Consider the following 24,085-nt stretch of genomic DNA (forward strand, 5'->3'; position numbering starts at 1 on the left):
CGCGGGCGGGGTCCGACCGCGCCGGGTTCGTTCGGAAGCTCCAACGCTTGAGTATTCGTGTTAGTCATGGTCGCTTCTTCGCCTATGCCACCAACTATCTGATCGACCTCGATCACGCAGTCATCGTCGATGTCGAGGCGAGTCGCGCCATCCGGCGGGCCGAAGTCGGATCGGCCCGCACTATTATCGACCGAACCCAGGAGCGCTTCGGCCTCTGGCCGGCCAAGCTCGCCGTCGACAGTGCCTATGGGTCGGCCGAGACCTCGCCTGGCTGGTCCATGAGCACGGGATCAAGCCGCATACCCCGGTCTTCGACAAATCTCAGCGCGGCGACGGCACCTTCAGCCGCTCCGACTTCGCCTATGACCGCGCGCGATCTCTACGCATGCCCGCCGGGTGCGACCACACCAGAACGCCTATCGAACTGAGCGCCCGCTCATGTCGCTCAGGTATCGACGGTCGCGTTCAGCGCATTGGTCTGGATGAATTCGCGGCGTGGCTCGACCACGTCGCCCATCAGCTTGACGAAGAGATCGTCGGCCTCGTCGTTCTGGTCGTTCTTGACGCGCAGCAGCGAGCGCACGTCGCGGTCGAGCGTCGTTTCCCAGAGCTGGTCGGGGTTCATCTCGCCGAGGCCTTTGTAGCGCTGCAGCGAGACGCCCTTCTTGCCGATGGCATTGACCGCGTCGAACAGGTCGCTCGGGCCGTTGACGGTATGATCGTCGCCCTTGCGGCTGAGTACGCCGGGCTTTGAATAGGCTTCCCGAAGCGAGGCCGCGGCAGAGGCGAGCTTGCGCGCCTCCGAGCTGGCGAGTAGGCCGGCATCGAGAACCGCGACCTGCTTCACGCCGCGCACCAGCCGCGAGAAGATGAAGGCGCCATCGGCGACTTTGCCCTCCCAACCGCGCTCGATCTCGTCCGAGACGGCGTCGAGACGGCGCGCCACATAGGCCGCAGCCTCGGCAAGCTGTTCCTCGGTCTGGTCGGTTTGCGGCCGCAGGGCGCCGGCGATCGCGGTCTGCTCGACGACGCGTCGGTCATAGCGCGAATGCAATTGCGCCAGCGTATTGCGTACGCCGCGAGCCTCCTCGATCAGGGCGCGCAGGTCCGGGCCACCGCGCTCCGCGCCGTCGCCGGTGCGGAAGACCGCGCCGTCGAGCGCGCTGTCGACGAGGTAATCCTCGAGCGCACGCTCGTCCTTGAGATAGGTCTGCGACTTGCCGCGTGCCGCCTTGTAGAGCGGTGGCTGGGCGATGAAGAGATGGCCGCGGTCGATCAGCTCCGGCATCTGCCGATAGAAGAAGGTCAGCAGCAGGGTCCGGATATGGGCGCCGTCGACGTCGGCGTCGGTCATGATGATGATCTTGTGGTAACGCAGCTTCTCGACGTTGAAAGCGCTGGAGTCTTTCTCGTCGCGGCCGATGCCGGTGCCGAGCGCAGTTATCAGCGTGCCGACCTGGTCGGAGGACAGCATCTTGTCGAAGCGGGCCCGTTCGACATTGAGGATCTTGCCGCGCAGCGGCAGGACGGCCTGGTATTCGCGGGCCCTGCCCTGCTTGGCCGAGCCACCGGCCGAGTCACCCTCGACGATGAAGATCTCGGACTTGGCCGGATCGCGCTCCTGACAGTCTGCGAGCTTACCTGGGAGCGAGGCGATGTCGAGCGCGCCCTTGCGGCGGGTGAGGTCGCGCGCCTTGCGGGCGGCCTCGCGGGCGGCGGCGGCCTCGGCGACTTTGCCGACGATGGTCTTGGCTTCGTTCGGATGCTCCTCGAGCCAGGTCGAGAGCGCCTGGTTGACGACGTTCTCGACGACGGGGCGAACCTCCGACGAAACCAGCTTGTCCTTGGTCTGCGAGGAGAATTTCGGATCGGGCACCTTGACCGAAACGATCGCGGTCAGGCCTTCGCGGCAATCATCGCCGGTCAGCGAGACCTTCTCCTTCTTCGAAATGCCGGAGGTTTCAGCATAACCGGTGACCTGCCGCGTCAGCGCTGCGCGGAAGCCGGCGAGATGGGTGCCGCCATCACGCTGCGGGATGTTGTTGGTGAAGCAGAGCACGTTCTCGTGGTAGCTGTCGTTCCACCACAATGCGACGTCGACGGTGATGCCGTCCTTCTCGTTCGAGAGCATCACAGGCTGGCTGATGATCGGCGTCTTGGCGCGGTCGAGATAGCGCACGAAGGCTTCGACGCCGCCGTCATACATCAGCTCTTCGCGGACGACCTCGGCATGGCGGGCGTCGGTCAGGACGATGCGCACGCCCGAATTCAGGAAGGCGAGCTCGCGCAGCCGGTGCTCGAGCGTCTTGTAGTCGAACTCGATCATCGTGAAGGTTTCTTGGGAGGGTGTGAACGTCACCTCCGTACCGCGCTTGTCCCCAGCCGGGCCGACGATCGCGAGCGGGGCAACCGCATCGCCATGGCGGAACTCCATGAAATGCTCGTTGCCACCGCGCCAGATCCGCAGCTTCAGCGAGACCGAAAGCGCGTTGACGACCGAGACGCCGACGCCGTGCAGGCCGCCCGAAACCTTGTAGGAGTTCTGGTCGAACTTACCGCCGGCATGGAGCTGGGTCATGATGACCTCGGCCGCCGAGATGCCTTCCTCGCTGTGGATATCGGTCGGAATGCCGCGGCCATTGTCTGTGACGGTGACCGAGCCTTCGGCGTTCAGCGTCACCGTGACGAGGTCGGCGTGGCCGGCGAGCGCCTCGTCGATGGCGTTGTCGACGACCTCGTAGACCATGTGGTGCAGGCCCGAGCCGTCATCGGTGTCGCCGATATACATGCCGGGGCGCTTGCGCACCGCATCCAGACCCTTGAGAACCTTGATGGAATCGGCGCCATAGGCGGCATCCTCGAGGTCGCGGGCAGCATCGCTCATGGTGGGGTCCTTCGGCGGGCGAGCAGGCGCCCGCGATGATCTTGATTCGTCAGAAGAATATAGGGCTTCAGGATGGCTTTTTCACGTGCGTGCGCACGCGTACGCGAGAGCGGGGGATTTAGCCAGAAAATGTCGCGATCGCATCCAGGAAAACCTCGCCATATTGCGCGAGCTTGCGTTCGCCGACGCCTTCGACGCCTCGCATCTCCTCGAGGCCGAGCGGCCGCTCGCGCGCCATGGCGATCAGCGTCCGGTCGGTGAAGATGATGTAGGCGGCGACGCCTTCCTCGCGCGCGATGCTCAGGCGCAGCTGGCGCAGATGCTCGAACAGGGCGGCGGTGTCGCCGTCGAGCCCGTCGGCACGCGCCGCCTCGCGCTGGCCGCGGCGCGAGCGCCGCTCGGCCAGCGGATCGACGCGGAGCGCGATCGGCTCGCGGCCGAACAGGATGTCCTCGCCCTTTTCCGTCAGGCAGAAGCCGCCATGCTCGACGCTGGCCTCGGCGAGTGCGCCGGCGGCGAAGAGCTTGCGCGTCAGCGCCATCCAGGCGCCCTTGGGCTTGTCGTTGCCGACGCCGAAGGTCTTCAGGCCATCATGGTTCTGGCGCCGGATTGCCTCGGTCGCAGTGCCGGTCAGGATATCCGCGAGATGGCCGGCGCCGTAGCGCTGGCCGGAGCGGATCACCGCCGAGAGCAGCTTGCGGGCGTCGAGCGTGGCGTCCGAGAGCTCGGGCGCGGCCGGACCGCAGAGGTCGCAGCGGAATTCCGCCTGGCCATGCCGGCAGGGCGGCACCTGCTCGCCGAAATAAGCCAGCAGCGCCGAGCGCCGGCAAAGCGCCGATTCGCACAGGTCGATCATGGCGTTGAGGCGCTTGTGCTCGATGCGCCGGCGTTCGTCGTCGATCTGCTTCTCGTCGATCTGGCGGCGGCGCAGCGCCATGTCTTCGACCCCGTAGAGCGTCAGCGTATCGGCCGGCAGCCCGTCGCGGCCGGCACGGCCGATCTCCTGGTAATAGCCCTCGATCGAGCCCGGCATATCGGCATGGACGACGAAGCGGACATCCGGCTTGTTGATGCCCATACCGAAGGCGATAGTGGCGCAGACGACGACGCCGTCCTCCTGCAGGAAGATGTCCTGGTTGCGGTTGCGCACCGTCTGCTCCAGCCCGGCATGGTAGGCATAGGCCTTCCAGCCCTTCTCGCTCAGGCCCGCGGCGAGGCGCTCGGTCCGGCTGCGCGAAGAACAGTAGACAATGCCCGAGCCGCCGCGATGGACCTTCAGGAAATCGTCGATCTGCCGGCGTGGCTGCTCCTTCGGCGCGAAGGTAAGCTTCAGGTTCGGCCGGTCGAAGGAATGGACGACGAGGTACGGCGGCGCCGGGAAGAGTTGCTGGGCGATGTCGTCGCGCGTCTGCCGGTCGGCGGTCGCGGTGAGCGCCGTCACCGGGACATCGCCGAGCGCCTCGCGCACCTTCGAGAGCAGCCGGTATTCCGGCCGGAAGTCGTGGCCCCATTGCGAGACGCAATGCGCTTCGTCGATGGCCAGGCGGGTGACGCCGAGGCGGCGCAGGCGGGCGACGAGTCCTTCGCCCGCCAATCGCTCGGGCGAGACGAACAGTAGCCGCAGCTCGCCGGAATTGAGCTTGTCCCAGGCCTGGGCCGCCTCAGCCTCGCTGTTCATCGAATTGAGCGAGGCGGCTGAGACGCCTGCGCGCACCAATTGGCCGACCTGGTCGCGCATCAATGCGATCAGCGGCGAGACCACCAGTGTCAGCCCGCCCGCGACCAGCGCCGGCAGCTGGTAGCACATCGACTTGCCTGAACCCGTCGGCATCACCGCGAAGACGTCGCGGCCGGAAAGCGCGGCCTCGATCACTTCCCATTGCCCGGGGCGGAAATCGTCATAGCCGAAGACCGACTTCAGGATCGCGCGGGCTTCTGATTCGCGGGGCGACGACATCCGCCGGATGTGCCGGATTTGCAGCGCCATGGCCAGTCATCGCGCGGATCCGTCCCCGGTTCCCGCAAGCCGGGTTGATCGGCTGCCGCTGCTGCCTCACGCTGGGGCAACTGCCGGGGAGGTTGCCATGCGATTGCTTCTGACGGTCGTCATCTGTTGTCTCGCCGCGACGGCGCAGGCACGTCCGCTCGAACGCGAATTGCCGCCAAAGAGCAATGCCTGCTGGGAGCGCAGCTATGATGCCGCGCACCTCGCCAGCCATCCCCGGCAGAAGGTGGCGAGGATCCGCCTTCTGCACAGCCCGCGGAACTGGCAGCCGGGCGAGGGTGGCGGCCTCTACGTCATGCTCTACATCAACCTGCGCGAGCGCGTGACTCCCGGCCAGAACTTCGATTACCAGCTCAGCGGCTTCTGCAGGGCAGCCGGGCAGGCGCTGCGCTGCGTGCCGGAATGGGAGGCCGGCAGCTGGCGGATCGAGCGCGGCCCCAACGGCGCGCTCGATATCCGCAATGCCGGCATCACCGCCAATCCAAACCCCTACGACGCCGAGGAGATCGCCGACGATGCGGTCAGCATTCCGGCCAAGCCGGATGACGGGGTCTGGCGCCTGTCGCCGGCCAGCGGGCGCTGCGAGATCGAATGACCTGGCTCAGGGATGGAGCGCCGAAACCTTGACCAGCCGCGCCACCATCTTGTCGCGCAGGCTCCTGAGGCGCTTCTCGGTGAAGTCGCCATCTTCGCCATAGGCCTTGTCGGCGCCGGCGACCGCCAGCATCTCCGGCACCAGCAGCGCACCGAAGCCGAGCTCCAGCACGCTGCGCAGCTGGGTCAGGCAGCGATAGGTGCCGAGGCTGCCGGCCGAGGCGCCGCCGAGGGCGACGACCTTCTCGCGCAGGCCAGGCCCGCCCGAGCGGACGATGCTGATCCAGTCGAGCGCGTTCTTCAGCGCCGGCGGATAGCCGGAATTGTATTCGGGGCTGGCGATGAACAGCCCGTCATGGCCATCGACCAGCGCCGCCAGCGCCGTCGCCTCGCCGGGCGGGTCGTTGTCATAGGCGCGGGCGTCGATCAGGGGCAGCGGGTAATCGCCTAGCGAGATCTGGGTGACGTCAGCCCCCGCAGCTTCGAGATTCCGGGCGATCAGGGTCGCAAGCCGGGTGTTCATCGAACCCGGGCGCCAGGAGCCGGCGAAGACGAGGATCTTGGGCATGGGCGCTCCGAACAGGGCAGCCGGGCGAACGGCCCGGCTTTCTCAGTTCGCGATGTCGGAGAGATGCGGTCGTCCCGTCAAGCCCGGGCCGTCACGGCTTGGCGCGGCGATAGACCCAGACGCGTGCTGGCGGGATGTTGCGCAGCACCCAGTCGGAGACCTGCGCCTTGAGGTGGGAGCCCTTGCGCGGCACCGGCGAGATCACCGCATAGGTGAACTGGATGAAGGGCGCACCGGGGCGCAGCACGTTGGCGAAGGCGTCCTGCACCAAATCCGTACGCTCGGCCGGCGGCTTGTTGAACAGCGGCAGCGAGGACACGACCGCGCTTGCCCTCTCGCTCAGATGCCCGGCGAGCGTGGTCGAGAGCGCATAGCCGTCGCCCTCGACGACGGTGGCACGCGGGAAGCGGTGGCGCAGCAGCTCGCAAAATTCCGGACTGTACTCGACCAGGATCAGGCGGCCTTCGTCGATGCCGCGCTCGATCAGCGCCTCGGTGACCGGGCCCGTGCCGGGGCCGATCTCAACCACCGGCCCTTGCGCCTGCGGATCGACATAGGACGCCATGCGCTTCGCCAGGAACGGGCTCGACGGCGCGACCGCCCCAGTGCGCCCAGGCGAATCGATCCAGGATTTCAGGAAGCGGGCATCGTCGCCGAAGCGCGCCTTGGCCTCGTCGGCTGCCTTGCGGACGCGCGACTTGAACTTCCCGGCGGTGTTGCGGACCTCGTCCTCGACCTTGTAGCGCGCCGCGGCGACCTTGAGCCGCGCCTCTGCGACGCTATCGGCGAAATCCGCCGCCGTGAGCCGGACCTCGTGCTCCAGCCGCGCGGCGACGGACGAGCGCCCGAGGCGGGTGGTGCGCAGGCGTTGACCGGAAGCGGAGGGGGCCATCCAGAACCTCAGTTTGGCGACGGAAATGGCCCGCGCCGAAGCGACATGACAATGCCGTGACGTTACGCCGCTGTCATATGGGGTCAAGAGCGGGCCGAAGCCAGCGATTTCTTGGCCTGCCGCCGGAGTGACGCAATCAGATCAGCGGGCGCGGCTGGAGCTCGCTCTCGAACAGCAGCGCCATGCGCTCGGTCAGGCGCGGATTGTGGATGGTGAGACGGCCGCGATCGAGCGAGAACAGGCCGGCCTTGCGCAGGCGGGTCCAGGTCTTGCTGGTGTGGACCAGCGACAGCCCGAGCGCATCTGCGAGCTGCTGCTGCGTCAGCGGGAAGGCGAAGCTGTTCTCGGCGACGAGGCCGAGCGCCTCGGCCCTCCGATAGAGCGAGATCACCAGCGCGGCGATCCGCTCCTGCGCATTGCGCTGGCCGACCGAGGTCAGGTTCTCGTCGATCAGGCTCTCCTCGCGCGAGCCGAGCCAGGCGAGCTCATAGGCCAGTGCCGGCATCCGGCCGAACAATTCATAGGTGCGTCGGCGCGGAAAGACGCAGAGCTCGACCTCGGTCAGCGCCTCGATGCCGTGCTGGGCGGCGCTGAGCAGCGAAGCCTGCAGGCCGACGAGGTCGCCGGGCAGGAGGAAGTTGAGGATCTGGCGCCGCCCGTCCGGCAGCGATTTGTAGCGGAAGGCCCAGCCGGAAAAGAGCGTGTAGAGTTCGGCGTCTTCCTGCCCGGGATGGATGATGTCGCTTCCCGCGGGCAATTGTCGATGATCGAGCTTCATCGCCTGGATGAAGCGGATTTCCTCGTCGGACTTGTCCTTGAAGGCCGGCATCAACCGTAAGGGGCAGGCAAGGCAGGACGGGCTGCGGTGATTGCGATGATTGCTCGATGCGACGATCACGCCGGGCTCCCTCGCCCGCCCGGAACTCATGGCGAACGCTTGCGTTTTCTGTGTGGCGCGAAAGTTGCGGCTTAGCAATCGCGCCTGTCTCAGCACACCCGATCGGCTCTGGAGGCCATTGCATGAAACCACCCGCCTCCGGGCTGCGGCGCTCGCGCCTGCGCCAGTTCTTTCGCGTGGCCCGGCGCTTCTGGACCGGGCGAAGCCGGGCACGCGCTTGGGGCCTTACCCTCGCGGTGCTGCTATTCGTCGCTGCCCAGCTCGGCGCCGCGGTCGGCATCAACAGCTGGAACCGGCTGTTCTTCGATGCGCTGGAGAAGCGCGATCTCGACAAGGTCTGGACGGCTGTCGGCTGGCTGCCGTTGATCGTCGCGGCCTCGGCCGCATCGTTGTCCTGCCTCGTCATCAGCCGGATGCTGCTGCAGGTGCGCTGGCGCGAATGGCTGACGCATCGCCTCGCCGGCTGGTGGATCGCCGACCAGCGCTATTACCGGATGCAGTTCGTCGCGCGGGAGCAGAGCGCGCCGGAATACCGCATCGCCGAGGATGTCCGCCTCGCCATCGAGCCCCTGGTCGAGTTCGCGATCGGATTGCTCAGCGCCTTCGTCACGGCGGTGACCTTTGCCGCAATCCTCTGGCAGGTCGCCGGCACGGCGCGCTTCACGCTCGGCGGCACCGAGATCGTGATCCCCAGCTATATGGCGATCGCCGCCATCGTCTATGCGATCATCGCTTCGCTCGCCGCCTATTTCGCCGGCCGGCCCCTGGTGCCGCGTATCGCTGCCAAGAACGAGGCCGAGGCGCAGTTCCGCGCCGAGATGACACGGCTGCGCGAGAACGCCGAGAGCATCGCCCTGATCAAGGGCGACGCCGACGAGCGCGATTCGGTCGGCGAGAACTATGGCCGCGTCGTCGCCGCCTGGTTGAAGGTGGTCCGGCAGCAGGGCGTCATCGCCATCGTGCTCAACACCAACGGCGCCCTGTTCCCGATCGTGCCGCTGCTGCTGATCGCGCCGAAATACCTGTCGGGCGAGATCACGCTCGGCGCCGTCATGCAGGTCGTCGCCGCTTTCAGCGCGGTGCAGGCGGCGTTGATCTGGTTCGTCGACAATTTCGTCCGGCTGGCCGAGTGGTTTGCCTCGGTGACCCGCGTCGATGAGCTGGCGGAGACGCTGGAGGCGCTCGATGTCGGCACGATCATGGACGGCGAGACTCAGATCGAACTGGGCGAGAGCGAGGACGATGGCATCCACATCGCCGATCTTTCGATCGCGCACAGCAATGGGCGGATCGTCATTGCCGACGCGTCCGTGGTGATTGCGGCCGGCGAGAAGGTGCTGATCGCCGGCGAGAGCGGGACGGGCAAGAGTACCTTGATCCGGGCGATCGCCGGTCTCTGGCCCTGGGGGTCGGGCTCGATCAAGCTGCCGCCAGGCAAGCGCATCGCCTTCGTGCCGCAGAAGCCTTATCTGCCGATCGGCTCGTTGCGCGACGTGCTGCTCTATCCGGAAGCCGAGAGCCGCGTCGACGACGAAGTGGTCAGGGAGGCGCTGAAACGCTGCGGTCTCGCCTCACTCGGCCGACGGCTCGACGAAGAGGAGCGTTGGGACCAGACCCTGTCCGGCGGCGAGCGTCAGCGTGTCGCCTTCGCGCGCCTGCTGATCCAGAAGCCCGACATCATCATCATGGACGAGGCGACCTCGGCGCTCGACGAGGCCAGCCAGGATTCGCTGCTCGGGCTGATCGAGAGCGAGCTCTCCTATGCGACGATCATCAGTGTCGGGCATCGGCCCGGCCTCGAGGATTTCCACGAACGCAAGATCACCTTCGAGAAGCGCGAGGCTGGCGCGCATCTGACCACGAAGCGCCTGACCAGGTCACTCTGGCGGCTGTTCCGCCGCCGCGAGGCCGCCAACGACGAGCGGGCAGCCTGAAAAGAATCCGGATCGCTGCGAAATCCGGGCAAACCGGAACAAATCCTCGGCGAACGGGTTGAGAAGCCGTCCCCGCCTTTATGGGCGACCACACGAACGGGAGAGCGAAGATGACCACCGCCAGCCTTGCCCCCCTCAAGCGCGCCGCCACTTTCTTCGGCGGCATGGCGTTGGTCGTGACCGCGCTCACCATGGGCGCCTCGATCCAGAACGGTTTCGGCGAGAGCTCGGAAGCGGTCGCCCAGGCCAAGCTCCAGCGCGGCGCTCCGGCCGATGTCCAGTTCGCCGCGGTCAACCCCGCCGAGATGCGCCGTGACTTCGCCCACCGGGTCGTTCCGACCTCGCAGCGCGAGGCCAGCCTCAAGGGCAACACCGTCCTGCGCTGAGCCTTGGAGCCCGTTCCGATCTGCTTGCATCGCGAGCGGATCGGTAAAGCGGTCGCAATCTTCGAGTATCGGAGCCGGAACCGATCCGCTGCTCGCGCGTAGTTCACTTGGCCGATCAGCAAAGCCGCCGCGAGGCGGCTTTTTGCCGTGATGGCGAGGTCGGATGGACCGGTTGGGGATCAGATGCATCTGCGCATTCGCCACGCGACGACTTATCGCTATGCCGCGCCGGTCACCTTCGGCCCGCATCGGCTGATGCTGCGCCCGCGCGATTCCTTCGATCTGCGCGTGATCGACACCGCGATCGCGATTTCGCCGCCGGCCGGCTTGCGCTGGATGCACGACGCCTATGGCAATCCCGTCGCCATGGCGACCTTTGCCGGCACATCGGACACCCTCGAAATCGTCAGCGAGCTCGTCGTCCAGCGCTTCGGCTCGGCGCTGCCGCGCACCAAGGTCGAGCCCGACATCGAGAGTTCCGAGATCAGCTACACGCCGGCCGAGCGGGCCGTGCTGCAGCCCTATCTCGATCTTGCCGCTGCCGACCCCGACGGGGCTCTCGACGCCTGGCTGCTGGAGTTCCGGGCAAGGCTCGCCGGCGGCCATCTGCTGCGGGCGCTGGCGCATGAGATCTATACCGGCCTGAGCTATGCCGTGCGCTACGACGAAGGCACCCAGCATCCGCTCGACACGTTGCGGATGGGGGCTGGCTCCTGCCGCGACTATGCCTGGCTGTTCATCGAGCTGGCGCGCCGGCTCGGCTTCGCCGCACGCTTCGTCACCGGCTATATCCACGACCGTTCGCCGGATGGCCAAGGGATGGTCTCGGTGGCGGGGCTGACCCATGCCTGGGCCGAGGTCTTCATCCCCAATGATGGCTGGGTCGAATTCGATCCGACCAACGACCTCGTCGCCGACCGGCAGTTGTTGCGGGTCGCGGTGGCGCGGGTGCCGGAGGACGCCTCGCCGGTGTCGGGGAGCTATGTCGGGCCGGCCGGCGCCTTCCTCGGGCTCAGCGTCGGCGTCGAGATAAAGCCAGCGGAAGGGCTGGGCTGAGCCTCGTCGATCTTGCGCGGGATGCCGTGGCCGAGGCGCCAGACGCCGAGGCTGCGGCCCTGCGGCGGGCTGATCTCGACGGCTTCGATCTGCATCAGCAATCCCGCGAACAGCCGCGGCGGCGCGATCTGGGCGGTGTCGCGGTCCGTGGTGATGGCGACGTCGATGATGCCGTCGCCCGCATTCGTCACAGCGAGTTCCAGGCCGAGGCCCGGAGCCGCGCGTAGCGCCCGGCTGGCGACGTCGACAATCAGGAAGCCGAGCGGGATGATCCGGTCGATCGGCAGGGTGGCTTGCGTCTCGATGCGGCTCTCCAGGCGCTGGCCGCGGGCGAGGATCAGGCTGGAGACCATCGCAGTGACATCGTCGAGGAAGAGATCGATGCGCACCGGTTGCATCTCGCCATCCGCGAGGGTGAAGCGATAGGCGGCCGACAGCACATGGACGCGGCATTCGGCGTCGGAGAGCGCCATCCGCGCTTCACCCTTATGGTCGCGCTTGGTGAGGCCGATATAGCTCTGCACCACCTGCAGGCTGTTCTTGACCCGGTGGTGCAGCTCGCGGACGAGGAAGCGGTTGTCTTCGAGCGCGAGCCGGAGCTTGTTCTGGCGCACCTCCTGCTCGTCGACCATCGCATTGAAGGCCTCGGCGACGCTGCGGATGTCGCGCGGCATCTCGTCCGAGAGCGGGACGCGGGCGCCGGCCGAGCTCGACCGTGCCCGCGCGGTCGCCTCGATGCCGCGCAGCCAGCGCACGCAGTGCTGGTCGATCGCCTTCATATAGACCAGGCCCAGCAGGGTCAGCGTCAGCAATGGCGCGAGCAGGAGGATATAGAACTGTGTCGTCGCGGCCCGCTCCGCCGAGCCGTCGAAGCTCACCAGGACATAGAGGTCCGGCTCCGCCACCATGCGGGCGGCGTAGGTCCGGCTTGGTCCGGCCCGGCTTGGAGTAGCCCAATGCGCGGTCGACTCGGGTACGGTCTCGGCCTTCGGAAGCCAGGATGCGTCGGCTTGTGCGCCGCCGCGCGCGACCACGACGCCGCCGCCGCGCCGGAGCAGCGCCGCCATCATGCCTTTGTCGCTGCTGCCGAGGTCGAAGGTGTCGTCGAGCGGATCCGGTTTGGTGAGCAGGAGCGCATCGCCCCCATCGAACTCGCTGTAGATGGCGAGATAGGAGCGGCCGGCGATCGTCACCTGATCGTAGCGGGCCTTGGTGAACTCGGTGCCGCCCCAGAGCTTGATGGGAAAGCGCGTGGCGAGCTGGTTCGCCACGGCCGTGAGCTCGCCGCGTGGGATGCTGCCGTCGAGCCCACCGATACAGTCCGGCTGGCCGGAGACCCGCAGCAGCAGTGACTCGTAGCCGGAGACCGCGGCGATTGCCTTCTCGGCGATGCGTTCGCAGCTGTCTGCGGGCGGCGCTGCCGCCCGGATCGCCGTTGAGCTGGTGACGAGCGAGCGCAGTGCGCCGCGATACCAGACTCGGGCGCGCACGGCGAAATCATCCGCTGCGCGCGCCTGCGACGTCTCGATCGCCTCGAAGACGGTCCGGTAGGTCGCGACCGCTGCCGCCGCCGTCAGGCAGGCGATCGGCAGGACGATCGCGACCATCAGTGCCAGCAGGCGGCCGCGGACCGTCTTGAACAGCGAGAGGGCCATCAGCTGCCGACAGTTTCAGGCCCGGCGCGCTGGACGGCCGCGGTAATCCGGCGATCGGGGCCGAGATCGTCGACGCCGCCGATGGACAGGAGCTCCGCCAGCTTGGCGCGTGCCCGGTTGACGCGGCTCTTGATCGTGCCGATCGCGACTCCACAGATCGCGGCGGTCTCCTCATAGGACAGGCCGGTGGCGCCGACCATGATCAGCACCTCGCGCTGCTCCTCGGGGAGCTTGGCCAGCGCCTTGCGGAAATCGGCGAGGTCGAGATGGCTCTCCTGGTTGCCATGGGTGGCGAGCCGGTCGGCATAGGTGCCGTCGCTGTCCTGCACCTCGCGCCCGCGCTTGCGGTAGAGCGAGTAATAGGTGTTGCGCAGGATGGTGAAGAGCCAGGCCCGCAGGCTGGTGCCGGGCTGGAATTTCTCGGCATTGCCCCAGGCCTTGAGCAGCGTGTCCTGGACCAGATCGTCGGCGAGCTGCATCGAACCCGACAGCGACGCTGCGAAAGCGCGCAGATTCGGGATTTCCGCGATCAGCCCGTCCTTGAAGTCAGGCGCGCTCATCGGCACCGCCTTGCGCCTTCAGGCGCCGCTCTGTGTCTTCGAGCTTGGCCAGCAACACCAGGAAGCGGTCCGGCACCGGCGCGTTGACGAGGTCGTCATAGTGGGCCTTGAGGGACCGGCCGATCGACTCCTGCACCCGCGGGTCGAGCATCATCTCGTCATCCGGTTCGGCTCGGGCCGCTTCAGGCGGGTCGGCATTCATCAGATTCATGATCCCTCGCTCCATCGGCGTGCCGACCTTCCGTCGGTCACACCTGTCCACGCATCGCACGCTCGTTGACACGCTTACGCGCGACAGCCCCGAAACGCACCTTCATTCGGCCCAATAACGATGCCGAAAGCAAAAGGTTCCATTCCGAACAAAAAATAATTTTCTTGTCATAACAGGCACTTGAGTGCTCTTCTCCAGCAACTTTGGTCGGAGGCGGGTTCCGTCGGTCCGCCTCTCAATTCTGGATGGAGCCCGGCCCGATCTGCTTGTACCGAAAGCCGATAGGGCCTGACTCGTGGGGGATAGCAAGATGTCGATCGCCACCGAAATCGCGCCGCATTTGCCGTATCTGCGCCGCTTCGCCCGGGCCCTCAGCGGTACCCAGGCGAGCGGCGATGCCTATGTCGTCGCGACGCTGGAAGCGCTGATCGCCGATCCCGACGCCTTCCCGCGTGAGCTCGGTTCGCGGGTCGGCCTCTACCGCCTGTTCTTGCAGATGTGGTCGTCCGTGGGGCTCAACACCCAGGCGCCGTCGCCGGAGGCCGAACGCTCCGCCGCCGAGCGCAATCTCGATGCGCTGACGCCGCGCTCGCGTCAGGCCTTCCTGCTGCGGACGGTCGAAGGTTTCCCCATCGAGGAGGTCGCGCAGATCATGAACATCTCCGGCAGCGATGCAGCCGCCCTCGTGCAGACCGCCGGCCAGGAGATCGCCGAGCAGGTCGCCACTGACGTGCTGATCATCGAGGACGAGCCGATCATCGCCCTCGACATCGAGACCATGGTCGAGGAGCTCGGCCACAGGGTCACCGGCGTCGCCAGGACGCATCGCGAGGCGATCGCGCTCGTCGCCAAGAAGCGCCCCGGCCTGGTGCTCGCCGATATCCAGCTGGCCGATGGCAGCTCCGGTCTCGAGGCGGTCAACGAGATCCTCAGCGCGATGGAGGTGCCGGTGATCTTCATCACCGCCTATCCCGAGCGGTTGCTCACCGGCGACCGGCCGGAGCCGGCCTTCCTGATCACCAAGCCGTTCCAGCCGGAAGCGGTGAAGGCCGCGATCAGCCAGGCGCTGTTCTTCGACCGCCGTGCCGGCCGCAAGGCCGCCTGACCGCCGATCGCGGTGACCGGGAACAAATCGGCCATCCCTCGCGTTGCCCCGGCCCGGGCGATGCGAAGGAGATCGGTCATGTCCATGGCTCTGCTGGCGGCGCTGATCGTCGCGGCCTCGCTGACGGTCCTGTTCAAGGCCGTCGGGTAAAAGCATGCGAGAGTGCTCGCCATTTCGGCAGCGCGGCTGCGCAGTCCTGATCGTGGCAGCCGGGCTCGCCGGTGTGGGCTCCGCCTGGGGCCGCGACGCGCAGCCTGCGCCCACGGTCATGCCTCCGCCGCGGCCGGCCTCGCTGCCAGCTCCTGCTCCGCCGCCACCGGTTGCCCCCGTCGAGGAGAAGAAGCCCGCCGTGACGGCAGAAGGCAGCGCCTGCATGCGGAGCCTCGCGGGCGTGGCCGGGCATCGGATTCGCCCGATTGCGCCAGCGACGAAGCCGGAGCCGGAGGATTGCCGTGTGGTCGATCCGGTCGTGATCGAGGCGCTGGCGGTGCGGACCGCCGCCGGTCCGGGCGAGGTCAGGCTGCTGCCACCCCCGACGGTGAGCTGCGAACTGGCGCGCGCAGTCTCACTCTGGCTCGACACTAGCCTGCAGCCAATGGCGCGCGGAGCGTTCGGGCGCGAGCTGACTGCGCTACGTGTCGGCGGCGGGCATGAGTGCCGCCGACGAAATCGTCAGACACAAGGGCAGCTCAGCGAGCACGCCACAGGACGGGCGCTCGACATCTTCGCCTTCCAGCTCGGCGAGGAGAAGCAGGGTGGACTGGCTGTGTCGGTAGAACGGCCGAGCGGCCTGGAACAGACGCGCTTCCTCGACGGCGTGCGTCAATCGGCCTGCGGCGCCTTCATGACCGTACTCGGCCCGGGCTCGGACGCCGCCCATGCCAACCATCTTCATGTCGACATCCAGCAGCGGCGCGCGGCTTCGAGCCGCTTCTGCCAATGATTTCGGCCAAATGATTTCGACGAAGCCCTATGACGCGATCGTGAAGATATCGTCGGACGTGCCGGATTGCGCGGCGACCGGCAGCGGACGCTTTCCGCTCGACCAGCCCTCGCGCCGTAAAGCGAGCTCGGCCAGCGCCGAATCGTGGTCAAAACCCTCGCGCAGAAGTTGTTCGAGCTCCCAGAATGGCGGAAGATCGCGCGCCAGCTTGGGGGTAGGAAACATCCACACCGGGTCGATTCGTCCTTGCTTTGGCATTTGCGCGTCCACTGGTCAGTTCCCGTCAACGCATGCACCGGATTGAGGTTCCGGATTATTTGAGAACTATGGAGTGATTGCGGCGGTTTGGTGCGGTTTCGAAGCGCATTGGGATGATCTACCGGTGACGCATGTGCATACGCAGCAAGGCGTAGGAGAGGGTGAATGAGACGTCTGATCGCAATGATCGTCCTGGCGGCCGGTTCCAGCCTGTCCGCCGCCCCGGCCCTGGCGCAGAGCGGCGCGCCGGCCGGACGCCTGACCTGCACGATCGGCGCCGGTCTCGCCCAGGTCGTCGCCGCGCAGAAGCCGCTCGAATGTCGCTTCCGGCCGCGGCGCGGACCGCTGCAGACTTACACGGGGGTGATTCGCGGCTTCGCGCTCGATGCCAAGACGGTCGGGCGCAGCCTGCTGGCATGGCGGGTCTATGGTCCCTATGCGCGGGCGCCTCTCGGCGTTCTCAGCGGCGCATATGCCCGCAAACAGGGCGAGGTTGCCATGACAGGCAGCCACGACGGCGACGTCCGAATGGTGCCGCGGTCCCTGCCGTTGCAACGCGGCGCCAATGTCGCCCTCGGCGTCACCGCCTTCGAGCTCAGTCTCGTCCGGTCTCCACGCAAGCGCTGACCGGCGCGAACTTACGCTTTCCTAACCATATTCAACCAATTTGAATTGAATTTGAAGGATTTGAGGCAGACAATCCGGCTCAGAACGGAACAAGGCCAACCAAGCGGGCGTTGAACAGGCTCACAAGCAGGGTATCTGACTTGGGGTTTAGTCGTGAAGTTGGAAGGTGATCTGGGTCTCATGGCCGGTATTCGGGTCCTCATCGTTGAGGACGATCCCTTTATCGCGATGGATATCGAAAGCGCCGTGAGCGATGAGCTCGGTGACGACGCCGAACTCATCGTGGTCGAATCGGTCTCGCAGGCACGGCGGGCCGCGGATCAGCCGCTCGACTGCGCCTTGCTCGACATCGACGTGGTCGGCGGCAAGACCTTCGCCATCGCCGCCAGCCTGCGGGCCAAGGGCACGCCGCTGGTGTTCGTCTCGGGCTCTGCTCCGAGCGAGGTGCCGCCCGAGCTGCGCGATGTGCGCTTCGTCCGCAAGCCCTTCTCGGCCGACGAGATCGTCCGCTTCGTCTCCAAAGCCCTGAACAAGGGCTGAGCCCTATTCCGTCTCGTCCTCGGCGGGCAGCTCCCGTTTCGGGAAGGTGACCGCGACCCGGGTGCCGGGCCGTGCGCTGTCCTGGGTGAGCGGCGTGATCTCCATGGTGGCCCGCATGCTGCGCAGCAGGGCGTTGATCACGGACTTGCCCAGCCCGGCCGTCTGCTGATCCTCCGGCATGCCGACGCCGTCATCCTCGACGCAGAGGACGAGGTTCTCGTTGGGCGTGCGCGCAAGGTGGATCGTGATCTTGCCGGCGGCGCCGTCGGGAAAGGCGTGCTTGATCGCGTTGGTCACCAGCTCGTTGATGACGACGACAAAGGAGACGGCATCGCGCCCGGGCAGGCGGATCGCATCCATCGCCAGGCCGATCTCGATCGGCCGGCCTTCCGCCGCCTTGCCGATCTCGGCCAGCAGATCCTCCAGATAAGGCTGTGCCTCGATCTCGTCGGCCTCGATGTCGAGCCGCAGGCGGCGCTGCCCCGCCGCGATCGCCTGGATGCGCGATTGCGCCTGGGCAAGCGCCTGCTTGACCGCCGGTTCGCGCGTCTGCCGGCTCTGGACGTTGAGCAGGGCGGAGACCATCGCCAGATTGTTGCCGACGCGATGGTTGACGTCGCGCAGCAGCGCCTCGATGCGCAGCCGCTCGTTCTCGAGCTGATGCGTGCGTTCGGCGACCTTGCGCTCGAGCTCGACGTTTGAACTCGACAGCGAGACGGCGCGCCGGTGCCGGACGCGCAATTGCAGCCAGGCCGCAAAGCACAGGCCGGCGAGGGCGACTAGGATGCCGACGCTGGCGAGGACGCGGCGGCGCGCCTCGCGGCGGCTGCTGGCGTTCAGGCGCAGATTCTCTTCCAGCTGGATCGCGCTGACGACCTGGCGCAGCTCCTGGGTGAGCCGGTTGCCGGTGCCCTGGGCAACGAGCGCGATCGCGTCGCTGCGCTGGCCACGTCGCATCAACGCGACGGTCTCGGCCATTTCGCCGAGCTTCCTGGTGGTGATGGCCCGGGCGCGCTGTACCCGCTCCAGCTGGGCCGGGCTGTCGGCAACGAGCTGCTCGATCTGGTCGAGGCTCGGTATCAGTTCCGCCCGTCTTTCATTGTATGGCTCGAGATAGAGCTCGTCACCGATGAGCATGAAGCCGCGCTGCCCGGTTTCCGCATCGAGCAGGTTGCCGAGGAAGCGTTCGCTGCGCTCGCGTATGTCGATCGAGCGCGCGACCAGCCGCGAGGCCTCGTCGGCCTGGATGTTGATCCAGCCGGCGATCAGGACGGCGGCAGCGACCACGACGATCGCGATCGCCGCCGAGGAGGCGGTGTAAAGGCGCGCACCGAGCAAGGGCAGTCCCGGCAACAGCCAGCGTGGACGGAGCTTCAGCTGGGCATTCATCGCCGTCTTGAATAGACGCTGAAATCCGATCGCCCAAGGTAAAAAGACATATCGCCGCGAACCCGCTGCGGAAAAGGCAGCGGGCTCAGGGGCGGTTCGCCTTATTCTTCAGCATCGTCGCCTTGCGAGAACTGCCGCCCGAGGATGAGCCCGAGCAAGACGACGCCGCCGACAAGTCCGGCGCGCCAGCCGAGCTTGCGGCTGCCGACCAGCGAGGCCGCGAGCGGTGCGGCGGCGACGGCGGCGGCCAGGCGCCGGTCCGGGCGTGGCCGGCTCTTCACATAGAGCGCGATGCCGAGCATGAGCAGTGCTGCAACGAGCAGTCCGCCGGCAATCGACAGGCTGGCGGTGATCGCCCCGTAATGCAGCGTCAGCACAGTATGCAGCGCATCGAGGCCGTAGCCCACGGCGCCGGCCGCGAGCAGCCCCGCCAGCAGATAGAGCACGATGACCGTGACGTTGCGGCGCACGGCGCCGCCGATCTCGCGCGTGACCAGACCGGTCAGCCCCCCAAGCATGGTTCAGCGCGCCGAGAGGAAGCCGACGAACAACCCGACCGCGGCCGCCAGGCCGAGCGCCCGCAAGGGTCGCTCGCGGATTTCGCGGATGATCAGCTCTTCCAGGTCGCCAGCCTGCTCGCGCGCGACCTCGACCATGCGGTCGGTGTCGACGCCGACCGATCGCAGCTTCTCGCTGACAGTCGCGGCAAGATCCTCGGCGCCGCGTGCCAGGCTGGCCTCGATCTCCTCGGCCTCGCCCTTCACGCGGCGGCCGGCGCTTCGGGCCCGCTCGGCCGTGTCGGAGGCGGCGTCGACCACCTCGTCCTTGGCGCGTTTGACCGAGGCCGCGGCCTGTCGCTTTGCGGTGCTGCTGGTTGCGGCCATCAAATGCCTCCTTGGTGCCGGCAATGAACGATGCCATGCGGACGGCATGGCGCAAAGCTCAACGCGTCAGCAATGGGACGGTTCCCGGGGCGAGGCCCTCAGTGAGCCTCATCCCAATTGTCGGCCGCGCGCGCATCGACGACGAGCGGCACCTTGAGCGCGACCGCCGGCTGCGGCGCCTCGACCATCACCCTGCGGATCACCGGCAGCGCCGTCTCGACCTGGGCTTCCGGCACCTCGAAGACGAGCTCGTCATGGACCTGCAGCAGCATGCGCGCGTCGAGCTTCGCGGCCGCGAGCGCATCCTCCATGCGGATCATGGCGCGGCGGATGATGTCGGAGGCCGAGCCCTGGATCGGGGCGTTGATCGCCTGGCGCTCGACGAAGGCGCGCTCGGATGGGTTCTTCGAGGCGACCGCCGGGAAATGGCAGACGCGGCCGAAGATCGTCTCGACCGCGCCCTTGGCGCGCACCGTGGTGCGGGCCTGGTCCATGTAGTCGCGGATGCCGGGGAAGCGTTCGAAGTATTTGCGGATATAGGCGCTGGCCTCCTCGCGCGAGATGCCGAGCTGGTTGGCGAGACCGAAGGCCGAGATGCCGTAGATGATGCCGAAATTGATCGCCTTGGCCCGTCGGCGCACTTCGCTCGGCATGCCCTGGACCGGCACGCCGAACATCTCGGACGCCGTCATCGCATGGATGTCGACGCCATCGGCGAAGGCCTGCCGGAGCTGCGGGATATCCGCGATATGGGCGAGGATGCGCAATTCGATCTGGCTGTAGTCGGCCGAGATAAGCTTATTGCCCTGTTCGGCGACGAAGGCGGTGCGGATCTTGCGGCCGGCCTCGGTGCGGATCGGGATGTTCTGCAGGTTCGGCTCGGAGGAGGAGAGCCGGCCGGTGGTGGTCGCGGCCAAGGCGTAAGACGTATGGACCCGGTGGGTCTGCGGGTTCACGTAACCAGGCAGCGAGTCGGTATAGGTCGATTTGAGCTTGGCGAGCTGACGCCAGTCGAGGATGCGCGCCGGCAGTTCATGGCCCTGCTCGGCAAGGTCCTCGAGCACGCCCGCGCCGGTCGCCCATTGCCCGGTCGCGGTCTTCTGGGCGCCCGAAAGCCCCATCTTGCCGAACAGGATGTCGCCGAGCTGCTTGGGGCTGCCGATGGTGAACTTCTCGCCGGCGAGCGTGTGGATCTCGTCCTCGAGCCTTGCCAGCGACTGGGCGAATTCGCCCGAGAGACGCGACAGGATCTGGCGGTCGATGGCGATGCCGCGTTGTTCCATCTGGGCCAGGACGGCGATGAGCGGCCGCTCCAGCACCTCGTAGACGGCGGTCTTGCCCTCCGCCGCCAGCCGCGGCTTCAGCGCCCGCCAGAGCCGCAGCGTGATGTCGGCATCCTCGGCCGCATAGGCAGTCGCCTTCTCGATATCGACCTTGTCGAAGCTGACCTGCGCCTTGCCGGTGCCGGCGACCTCGGCGAAGGTTATCGTCTTGTGGCCGAGATGCAGCTCGGAGAGCCGGTCCATGCCGTGGTTGTTCTTGCCGGCATCGAGCGCATAGGAGATCAGCATCGTGTCCTCGACCGGGGCCACGCGCATCCCGTGCCGCTCCAGCAGGGTCAGGTCGTATTTCAGGTTCTGGCCGATCTTCAGCACGCCGGGATCGGCGAGCAGGGGCTTCAACGCCTCGACCGCATCGATCAGCGGAATCTGGCCCTCCAGCATGCCGCCGCCGAACAGGTCGGTGGCGCCGCGATGCTGCAGCGGGATATAGCAGGCCTTGCCCGGCGCGACGCAGAGCGAAATGCCGACAAGGTCAGCCTGCATCGCGTCGAGCGAGCTGGTCTCGGTGTCGAGCGCGACGAAACCCGCCTCATAGGCCCAGCCGATCCAGCGCGTCAGATCGGCCAGCGTCCGCACGCATTCGTAGGCCGTGCGGTCGACCTTGAGCTGGATCGCCTCGTCCTTGCGCGCCATCGCCAGATCGGCCGGCCTCAGCCAGCCATCGCTGGCAGGCGCAGCCGCGCCATTACCCGTCGCGGGGCTTGCCGCCAGGGCAGTCGGGACGGCTCCGGCGACGATTTCAGCTCCGTCTGCCCCGACATAGAGTGCCTTCAGCGCAGCGGCGCGGGCGCCGCCCGGGGCGAGGTCGGGATCGGCGTCGATCGCCGAGACATCGGCCTCGTAGGCCTCGGCGGCGCGCTTGGTGATCGTGGTGAACTCCATCGCCTTGAGGAAGGCGATGAGTTTTGCCGGATCGGGCTGGTTCAGCGTGAGCTCGCCGAGCGGCGTCTCGACCGCGACGTCCTCGACCAGCGTCACCAGTCTGTGCGAGATGCGGACCTTCTCGATCACCTCGGGATTGGTCAGCGTCTCCCGGCGCTTGGGCTGCTTGATTTCACCGGCGCGCTTCAACAGCGTTTCCAGATCGCCATATTCGCCGATCAGTTGCGCCGCCGTCTTGATGCCGATGCCGGGCGCGCCCGGGACATTGTCGGTGGCGTCGCCGGCGAGCGCCTGGACATCGGTGACCTTGTCGGGGGTGACGCCGAAATACTCGACCACCTCGGGCTCGCCGATGCGCCGCTCGGGGCGGAAGCCGACGCCCTTCTTGGCGTCGCCCGAGGCCGGGTCGTACATCGCGACGCCCGGCCGCACGAGCTGCATCAGGTCCTTGTCGGCCGAGACGATCAGCACGTCGGCGCCGGCCTCGCGCGCCTGGCGCGCATAGGTCGCGATCAAATCGTCGGCCTCGTAGATGTCCTGCTCGACCGGGATCAGTCCGAAGGCGCGCACCGCGTCGCGCATCAGCGGGAACTGCGGGATCAGGTCCGGCGGCGGATCGGAGCGGTTGCCCTTGTAGGCAGGGTAGATTTCCTTGCGGAAGGAGTTCTCGCTCTTGTCGAAGACGATGGCGAGATGGGTCGGCCTGACGCCAAGCACGCCCTCGCGCACGAACTGGAACAGCTTGGTCGCGAACAATCGGACCGCGCCCGAGGGCAGCCCGTCCGAGCGGGCATTGTATTTCCGGTCCTGGTTGATCGACTGGAAATAGGCGCGGAAGATGAAGTTCGAGCCATCGACCAGGAAGAGGTGGTCGCCGGGCTTGAGCGAGGGGCTGTCGTTCGTCATGGCCGGGACCATAGGGCTGCGGACCGGGATGGTCTATTGTGCAAGCAGGCCGGCTCGCAAGAAGCTGTCAGGAGGAAATGTGATGAACGCCTATGTCACCATGCCGCTCGCTTTCCAGGGCCTGCCCGAGGCGGAGATGAAGGCGCAGGCGCTCGCCTTCCTGGAAACGATGAAGAAGCGCCGCACCGTCCGCGACTATTCCGACAAGCCGGTGCCGCGCGAGATCATCGAGGCCGCGGTCGCGACCGCCGGCACCGCGCCGTCGGGCGCCAACCAGCAGCCCTGGACCTTCGTCTGCATCTCCGACCCGGATATCAAGCGGAAGATCCGCGAGGGCGCCGAGGAAGAGGAGCGCGCCTTCTATGCCGGCCGCGCCGGCGAGGAATGGCTCGACGCGCTCGGCCATCTCGGCACCGACGAGCACAAGCCCTTCCTCGATACCGCGCCCTGGCTGATCGCGATCTTCGCCCAGCGCTGGGGCTATGATGCTGATGGCCGCAAGGTGAAGCACTATTACGTGCCGGAATCGGTCGGCATCGCCGCCGGCTTCCTGATCGCCTCGCTGCACCAGGCCGGTCTCGCGACCCTGACCCATACGCCGGCGCCGATGAACTTCCTCAACCAGCTCTGCGGCCGGCCGGACAATGAGAAGGCGCTGATCCTCTTGGTCGTCGGCTATCCCGCGCAGGATTGCCTCGTCCCGGCGATCGGCAAGAAGCCGCTGGAGGAGATCGCGAGCTTTCTCTGATCCTCCCGCCGCACTTGAGCAATCGCGCCGGCCATGGCTGATGTAGCAGTCTTGGCCGGCAGGAGATTCGCTTCAGTGATGCAGACCGGTTCGTCGCCGATCCGCCGGGCCATGGTGCTCGCCGCCGGGCTCGGCAAGCGCATGCGCCCGATCACCGACACGCTGCCGAAGCCGTTGGTCGCGATCGCCGGCAAGACCATGCTCGACCATGCGCTCGACCGGCTCGCCGAAGCCGGCGTCGCGGATGCCGTGGTCAATGTCCACTACCTCGCCGAACAGATCGAGGCACGCGTCGCCGATCGCTCCAGCCCCCGCATCACGATCTCCGACGAGCGCGCTCTGCTGCTCGAAACCGGCGGTGGCGTGAAGAAGGCGCTGCCGCTGCTCGGCGCCGAGCCCTTCTTCCACGTCAATTCGGATTCGCTCTGGAGCGAACGAAAAACGCCCAATGTCGCCGCCATGGCCGCTGCCTGGGATGCGGAGCGCATGGACATGCTGCTCCTGCTCGCCGAGCGCGAGAGCAGCGTCGGCTTCGACGGCGCCGGCGATTTCTTCCGCGACGAGGCCGGGAGGTTGGCGCGGCGCGGTGGGGCGGTAAGCGCGCCTTACGTCTATGCCGGCGTCGCGATCATCAAGCCCGAGCTTTTCGCCGATACGCCGGAGGGGCCGTTCTCGCTCAACCTGCTGTTCGATCGCTGCATCGCCGCAGGAACCCTTTTCGGCCATCTGCTCGACGGCCGCTGGCTCCATGTCGGCACGCCCGAGGCGATCCTGCTGGCGGAGCAGGCCTACGCCGCCCATCAGGACGCTTGAGTCG

The 24,085-nt window shown here is 67.0% G+C and carries 23 protein-coding genes and 1 pseudogene; 11 read left to right on the plus strand and 13 right to left on the minus strand.

Going from position 1 to position 24,085, the window contains the following annotated elements; translation table 11 throughout:
- Positions 1-74: 74 nt before the first annotated feature.
- Positions 75-398 (plus strand): annotated as a pseudogene (locus ASE66_RS31270) (IS5/IS1182 family transposase); the annotation flags it as partial.
- A gap of 47 nt (positions 399-445) precedes the next feature.
- Here ASE66_RS31270 and gyrB read toward each other — a convergent pair.
- Together gyrB and recQ are read right to left on the minus strand one after the other, a co-directional pair.
- Positions 446-2,884, minus strand: coding sequence for a DNA topoisomerase (ATP-hydrolyzing) subunit B (gene gyrB, locus ASE66_RS07130; RefSeq protein WP_057188930.1), 2,439 nt, complete (start codon positions 2,882-2,884; stop codon positions 446-448).
- A 118-nt stretch (positions 2,885-3,002) separates the two neighbouring features.
- Positions 3,003-4,871 carry a DNA helicase RecQ gene (gene recQ / locus ASE66_RS07135; protein ID WP_244494827.1) on the minus strand — a complete coding sequence of 623 codons (1,869 nt, stop codon included), beginning with the start codon at positions 4,869-4,871 and terminating at the stop codon, positions 3,003-3,005.
- A gap of 97 nt (positions 4,872-4,968) precedes the next feature.
- On the opposite strand from recQ, the gene ASE66_RS07140 reads away from it, so the two are divergent.
- On the plus strand, positions 4,969-5,484 hold the full coding sequence (locus ASE66_RS07140) for a hypothetical protein (protein ID WP_057188931.1): 516 nt from the start codon (positions 4,969-4,971) through the stop codon (positions 5,482-5,484).
- A 6-nt stretch (positions 5,485-5,490) separates the two neighbouring features.
- Here the strand turns inward: ASE66_RS07140 and ASE66_RS07145 are convergent, their stop codons facing one another.
- The 3 genes from ASE66_RS07145 to ASE66_RS07155 all read right to left on the minus strand — a co-directional run bounded on the left by ASE66_RS07145 (position 5,491) and on the right by ASE66_RS07155 (position 7,841).
- Positions 5,491-6,051 (minus strand): NADPH-dependent FMN reductase, encoded by a 561-nt coding sequence (locus ASE66_RS07145; RefSeq protein WP_057188932.1) that lies wholly within the window; start codon positions 6,049-6,051, stop codon positions 5,491-5,493.
- 91 nt (positions 6,052-6,142) lie between these two features.
- Positions 6,143-6,943 carry a class I SAM-dependent methyltransferase gene (locus ASE66_RS07150; protein WP_156412057.1) on the minus strand — a complete coding sequence of 267 codons (801 nt, stop codon included), beginning with the start codon at positions 6,941-6,943 and terminating at the stop codon, positions 6,143-6,145.
- Between the two features lie 136 nt (positions 6,944-7,079).
- Entirely contained in the window at positions 7,080-7,841 is a 762-nt protein-coding gene (locus ASE66_RS07155; RefSeq protein ID WP_244494828.1) for a Crp/Fnr family transcriptional regulator, read from the minus strand.
- 122 nt (positions 7,842-7,963) lie between these two features.
- On the opposite strand from ASE66_RS07155, the gene ASE66_RS07160 reads away from it, so the two are divergent.
- The 3 genes from ASE66_RS07160 (at position 7,964) to ASE66_RS07170 (ending at position 11,217) form a co-directional block, all read left to right on the plus strand.
- Positions 7,964-9,775 (plus strand): ABC transporter ATP-binding protein/permease, encoded by a 1,812-nt coding sequence (locus ASE66_RS07160; protein ID WP_057188934.1) that lies wholly within the window; start codon positions 7,964-7,966, stop codon positions 9,773-9,775.
- A 110-nt stretch (positions 9,776-9,885) separates the two neighbouring features.
- Complete coding sequence (locus ASE66_RS07165) at positions 9,886-10,161, plus strand: hypothetical protein (RefSeq protein WP_057188935.1); 276 nt, start codon at positions 9,886-9,888, stop codon at positions 10,159-10,161.
- 183 nt (positions 10,162-10,344) lie between these two features.
- Positions 10,345-11,217: a transglutaminase family protein gene (locus ASE66_RS07170; protein WP_057188936.1), complete on the plus strand. Its 873-nt coding sequence runs from the start codon at positions 10,345-10,347 to the stop codon at positions 11,215-11,217.
- On the opposite strand, the gene ASE66_RS07175 is transcribed toward ASE66_RS07170, so the two are convergent.
- From ASE66_RS07175 to ASE66_RS07185, 3 genes are read right to left on the minus strand one after another with little or no spacing between them, the layout of a single operon-like run.
- A complete protein-coding gene (locus tag ASE66_RS07175) occupies positions 11,142-12,872 on the minus strand; it encodes a sensor histidine kinase (protein ID WP_057188937.1) in 1,731 nt (576 codons plus the stop codon). The two genes, ASE66_RS07170 and ASE66_RS07175, sit on opposite strands and share 76 nt — an antisense overlap.
- Positions 12,872-13,432, minus strand: coding sequence for a sigma-70 family RNA polymerase sigma factor (locus tag ASE66_RS07180; protein WP_057188938.1), 561 nt, complete (start codon positions 13,430-13,432; stop codon positions 12,872-12,874). Before ASE66_RS07180 ends, ASE66_RS07175 begins: the two co-directional genes overlap by 1 nt.
- On the minus strand, positions 13,419-13,643 hold the full coding sequence (locus tag ASE66_RS07185) for a NepR family anti-sigma factor (RefSeq protein WP_057188939.1): 225 nt from the start codon (positions 13,641-13,643) through the stop codon (positions 13,419-13,421). The genes ASE66_RS07180 and ASE66_RS07185 overlap by 14 nt, the downstream gene beginning before the upstream one ends.
- Positions 13,644-13,953: 310 nt before the next feature.
- Between ASE66_RS07185 and ASE66_RS07190 the strand changes: the two genes are divergently transcribed.
- Together ASE66_RS07190 and ASE66_RS07195 are read left to right on the plus strand one after the other, a co-directional pair.
- Positions 13,954-14,748 carry a response regulator gene (locus ASE66_RS07190; protein WP_057188940.1) on the plus strand — a complete coding sequence of 265 codons (795 nt, stop codon included), beginning with the start codon at positions 13,954-13,956 and terminating at the stop codon, positions 14,746-14,748.
- Between the two features lie 373 nt (positions 14,749-15,121).
- Positions 15,122-15,691: an extensin family protein gene (locus ASE66_RS07195; RefSeq protein ID WP_244494829.1), complete on the plus strand. Its 570-nt coding sequence runs from the start codon at positions 15,122-15,124 to the stop codon at positions 15,689-15,691.
- Positions 15,692-15,718: 27 nt separating this feature from the next.
- Here ASE66_RS07195 and ASE66_RS07200 read toward each other — a convergent pair whose 3' ends face one another.
- Positions 15,719-15,961 (minus strand): hypothetical protein, encoded by a 243-nt coding sequence (locus tag ASE66_RS07200; RefSeq protein ID WP_156412058.1) that lies wholly within the window; start codon positions 15,959-15,961, stop codon positions 15,719-15,721.
- Positions 15,962-16,114: 153 nt separating this feature from the next.
- Between ASE66_RS07200 and ASE66_RS07205 the strand changes: the two genes are divergently transcribed.
- Complete coding sequence (locus ASE66_RS07205) at positions 16,115-16,576, plus strand: DUF992 domain-containing protein (RefSeq protein ID WP_082613273.1); 462 nt, start codon at positions 16,115-16,117, stop codon at positions 16,574-16,576.
- Between the two features lie 246 nt (positions 16,577-16,822).
- Positions 16,823-17,116 carry a response regulator gene (locus ASE66_RS07210; RefSeq protein WP_162262460.1) on the plus strand — a complete coding sequence of 98 codons (294 nt, stop codon included), beginning with the start codon at positions 16,823-16,825 and terminating at the stop codon, positions 17,114-17,116.
- Positions 17,117-17,119: 3 nt separating this feature from the next.
- Here the strand turns inward: ASE66_RS07210 and ASE66_RS07215 are convergent, their stop codons facing one another.
- From ASE66_RS07215 to polA, 4 genes are all read right to left on the minus strand, one after another.
- A complete protein-coding gene (locus ASE66_RS07215; RefSeq protein ID WP_057188945.1) occupies positions 17,120-18,505 on the minus strand; it encodes a sensor histidine kinase in 1,386 nt (461 codons plus the stop codon).
- Positions 18,506-18,606: 101 nt separating this feature from the next.
- The gene (locus ASE66_RS07220; protein WP_057188946.1) at positions 18,607-19,023 is read right to left on the minus strand and encodes a hypothetical protein; all 417 of its coding nucleotides are present in this window, start codon (positions 19,021-19,023) and stop codon (positions 18,607-18,609) included.
- 3 nt (positions 19,024-19,026) lie between these two features.
- Positions 19,027-19,389: a glycine zipper domain-containing protein gene (locus tag ASE66_RS07225; protein ID WP_057188947.1), complete on the minus strand. Its 363-nt coding sequence runs from the start codon at positions 19,387-19,389 to the stop codon at positions 19,027-19,029.
- Positions 19,390-19,487: 98 nt separating this feature from the next.
- Positions 19,488-22,520: a DNA polymerase I gene (polA, locus tag ASE66_RS07230; RefSeq protein ID WP_057189235.1), complete on the minus strand. Its 3,033-nt coding sequence runs from the start codon at positions 22,518-22,520 to the stop codon at positions 19,488-19,490.
- A gap of 82 nt (positions 22,521-22,602) precedes the next feature.
- Between polA and ASE66_RS07235 the strand changes: the two genes are divergently transcribed.
- Together ASE66_RS07235 and ASE66_RS07240 are read left to right on the plus strand one after the other, a co-directional pair.
- Positions 22,603-23,268, plus strand: coding sequence for a nitroreductase family protein (locus ASE66_RS07235; protein WP_057188948.1), 666 nt, complete (start codon positions 22,603-22,605; stop codon positions 23,266-23,268).
- 78 nt (positions 23,269-23,346) lie between these two features.
- Complete coding sequence (locus tag ASE66_RS07240) at positions 23,347-24,081, plus strand: nucleotidyltransferase family protein (RefSeq protein ID WP_057188949.1); 735 nt, start codon at positions 23,347-23,349, stop codon at positions 24,079-24,081.
- Positions 24,082-24,085: the final 4 nt, after the last annotated feature.

The sequence above is a fragment of the Allobosea sp. Root483D1 genome, from assembly GCF_001429505.1.
Lineage (GTDB): Bacteria > Pseudomonadota > Alphaproteobacteria > Rhizobiales > Beijerinckiaceae > Allobosea.

Excerpts from the sequence above, each read along its gene's own strand:
- ASE66_RS07215 (WP_057188945.1), bottom strand. The coding sequence starts at position 18,505 with ATGAATGCCCAGCTGAAGCTCCGTCCACGCTGGCTGTTGCCGGGACTG.
- ASE66_RS07190 (WP_057188940.1), top strand. The coding sequence starts at position 13,954 with ATGTCGATCGCCACCGAAATCGCGCCGCATTTGCCGTATCTGCGCCGC.
- ASE66_RS07205 (WP_082613273.1), top strand. The coding sequence starts at position 16,115 with ATGAGACGTCTGATCGCAATGATCGTCCTGGCGGCCGGTTCCAGCCTG.
- ASE66_RS07220 (WP_057188946.1), bottom strand. The coding sequence starts at position 19,023 with ATGCTTGGGGGGCTGACCGGTCTGGTCACGCGCGAGATCGGCGGCGCC.
- ASE66_RS07235 (WP_057188948.1), top strand. The coding sequence starts at position 22,603 with ATGAACGCCTATGTCACCATGCCGCTCGCTTTCCAGGGCCTGCCCGAG.
- ASE66_RS07175 (WP_057188937.1), bottom strand. The coding sequence starts at position 12,872 with ATGGCCCTCTCGCTGTTCAAGACGGTCCGCGGCCGCCTGCTGGCACTG.
- ASE66_RS07225 (WP_057188947.1), bottom strand. The coding sequence starts at position 19,389 with ATGGCCGCAACCAGCAGCACCGCAAAGCGACAGGCCGCGGCCTCGGTC.
- ASE66_RS07170 (WP_057188936.1), top strand. The coding sequence starts at position 10,345 with ATGCATCTGCGCATTCGCCACGCGACGACTTATCGCTATGCCGCGCCG.
- ASE66_RS07140 (WP_057188931.1), top strand. The coding sequence starts at position 4,969 with ATGCGATTGCTTCTGACGGTCGTCATCTGTTGTCTCGCCGCGACGGCG.
- gyrB (WP_057188930.1), bottom strand. The coding sequence starts at position 2,884 with ATGAGCGATGCTGCCCGCGACCTCGAGGATGCCGCCTATGGCGCCGAT.
- ASE66_RS07150 (WP_156412057.1), bottom strand. The coding sequence starts at position 6,943 with ATGGCCCCCTCCGCTTCCGGTCAACGCCTGCGCACCACCCGCCTCGGG.
- ASE66_RS07195 (WP_244494829.1), top strand. The coding sequence starts at position 15,122 with ATGCGGAGCCTCGCGGGCGTGGCCGGGCATCGGATTCGCCCGATTGCG.
- polA (WP_057189235.1), bottom strand. The coding sequence starts at position 22,520 with ATGACGAACGACAGCCCCTCGCTCAAGCCCGGCGACCACCTCTTCCTG.
- ASE66_RS07160 (WP_057188934.1), top strand. The coding sequence starts at position 7,964 with ATGAAACCACCCGCCTCCGGGCTGCGGCGCTCGCGCCTGCGCCAGTTC.
- ASE66_RS07180 (WP_057188938.1), bottom strand. The coding sequence starts at position 13,432 with ATGAGCGCGCCTGACTTCAAGGACGGGCTGATCGCGGAAATCCCGAAT.
- ASE66_RS07185 (WP_057188939.1), bottom strand. The coding sequence starts at position 13,643 with ATGAATCTGATGAATGCCGACCCGCCTGAAGCGGCCCGAGCCGAACCG.
- ASE66_RS07165 (WP_057188935.1), top strand. The coding sequence starts at position 9,886 with ATGACCACCGCCAGCCTTGCCCCCCTCAAGCGCGCCGCCACTTTCTTC.
- ASE66_RS07240 (WP_057188949.1), top strand. The coding sequence starts at position 23,347 with ATGCAGACCGGTTCGTCGCCGATCCGCCGGGCCATGGTGCTCGCCGCC.
- recQ (WP_244494827.1), bottom strand. The coding sequence starts at position 4,871 with ATGGCGCTGCAAATCCGGCACATCCGGCGGATGTCGTCGCCCCGCGAA.
- ASE66_RS07145 (WP_057188932.1), bottom strand. The coding sequence starts at position 6,051 with ATGCCCAAGATCCTCGTCTTCGCCGGCTCCTGGCGCCCGGGTTCGATG.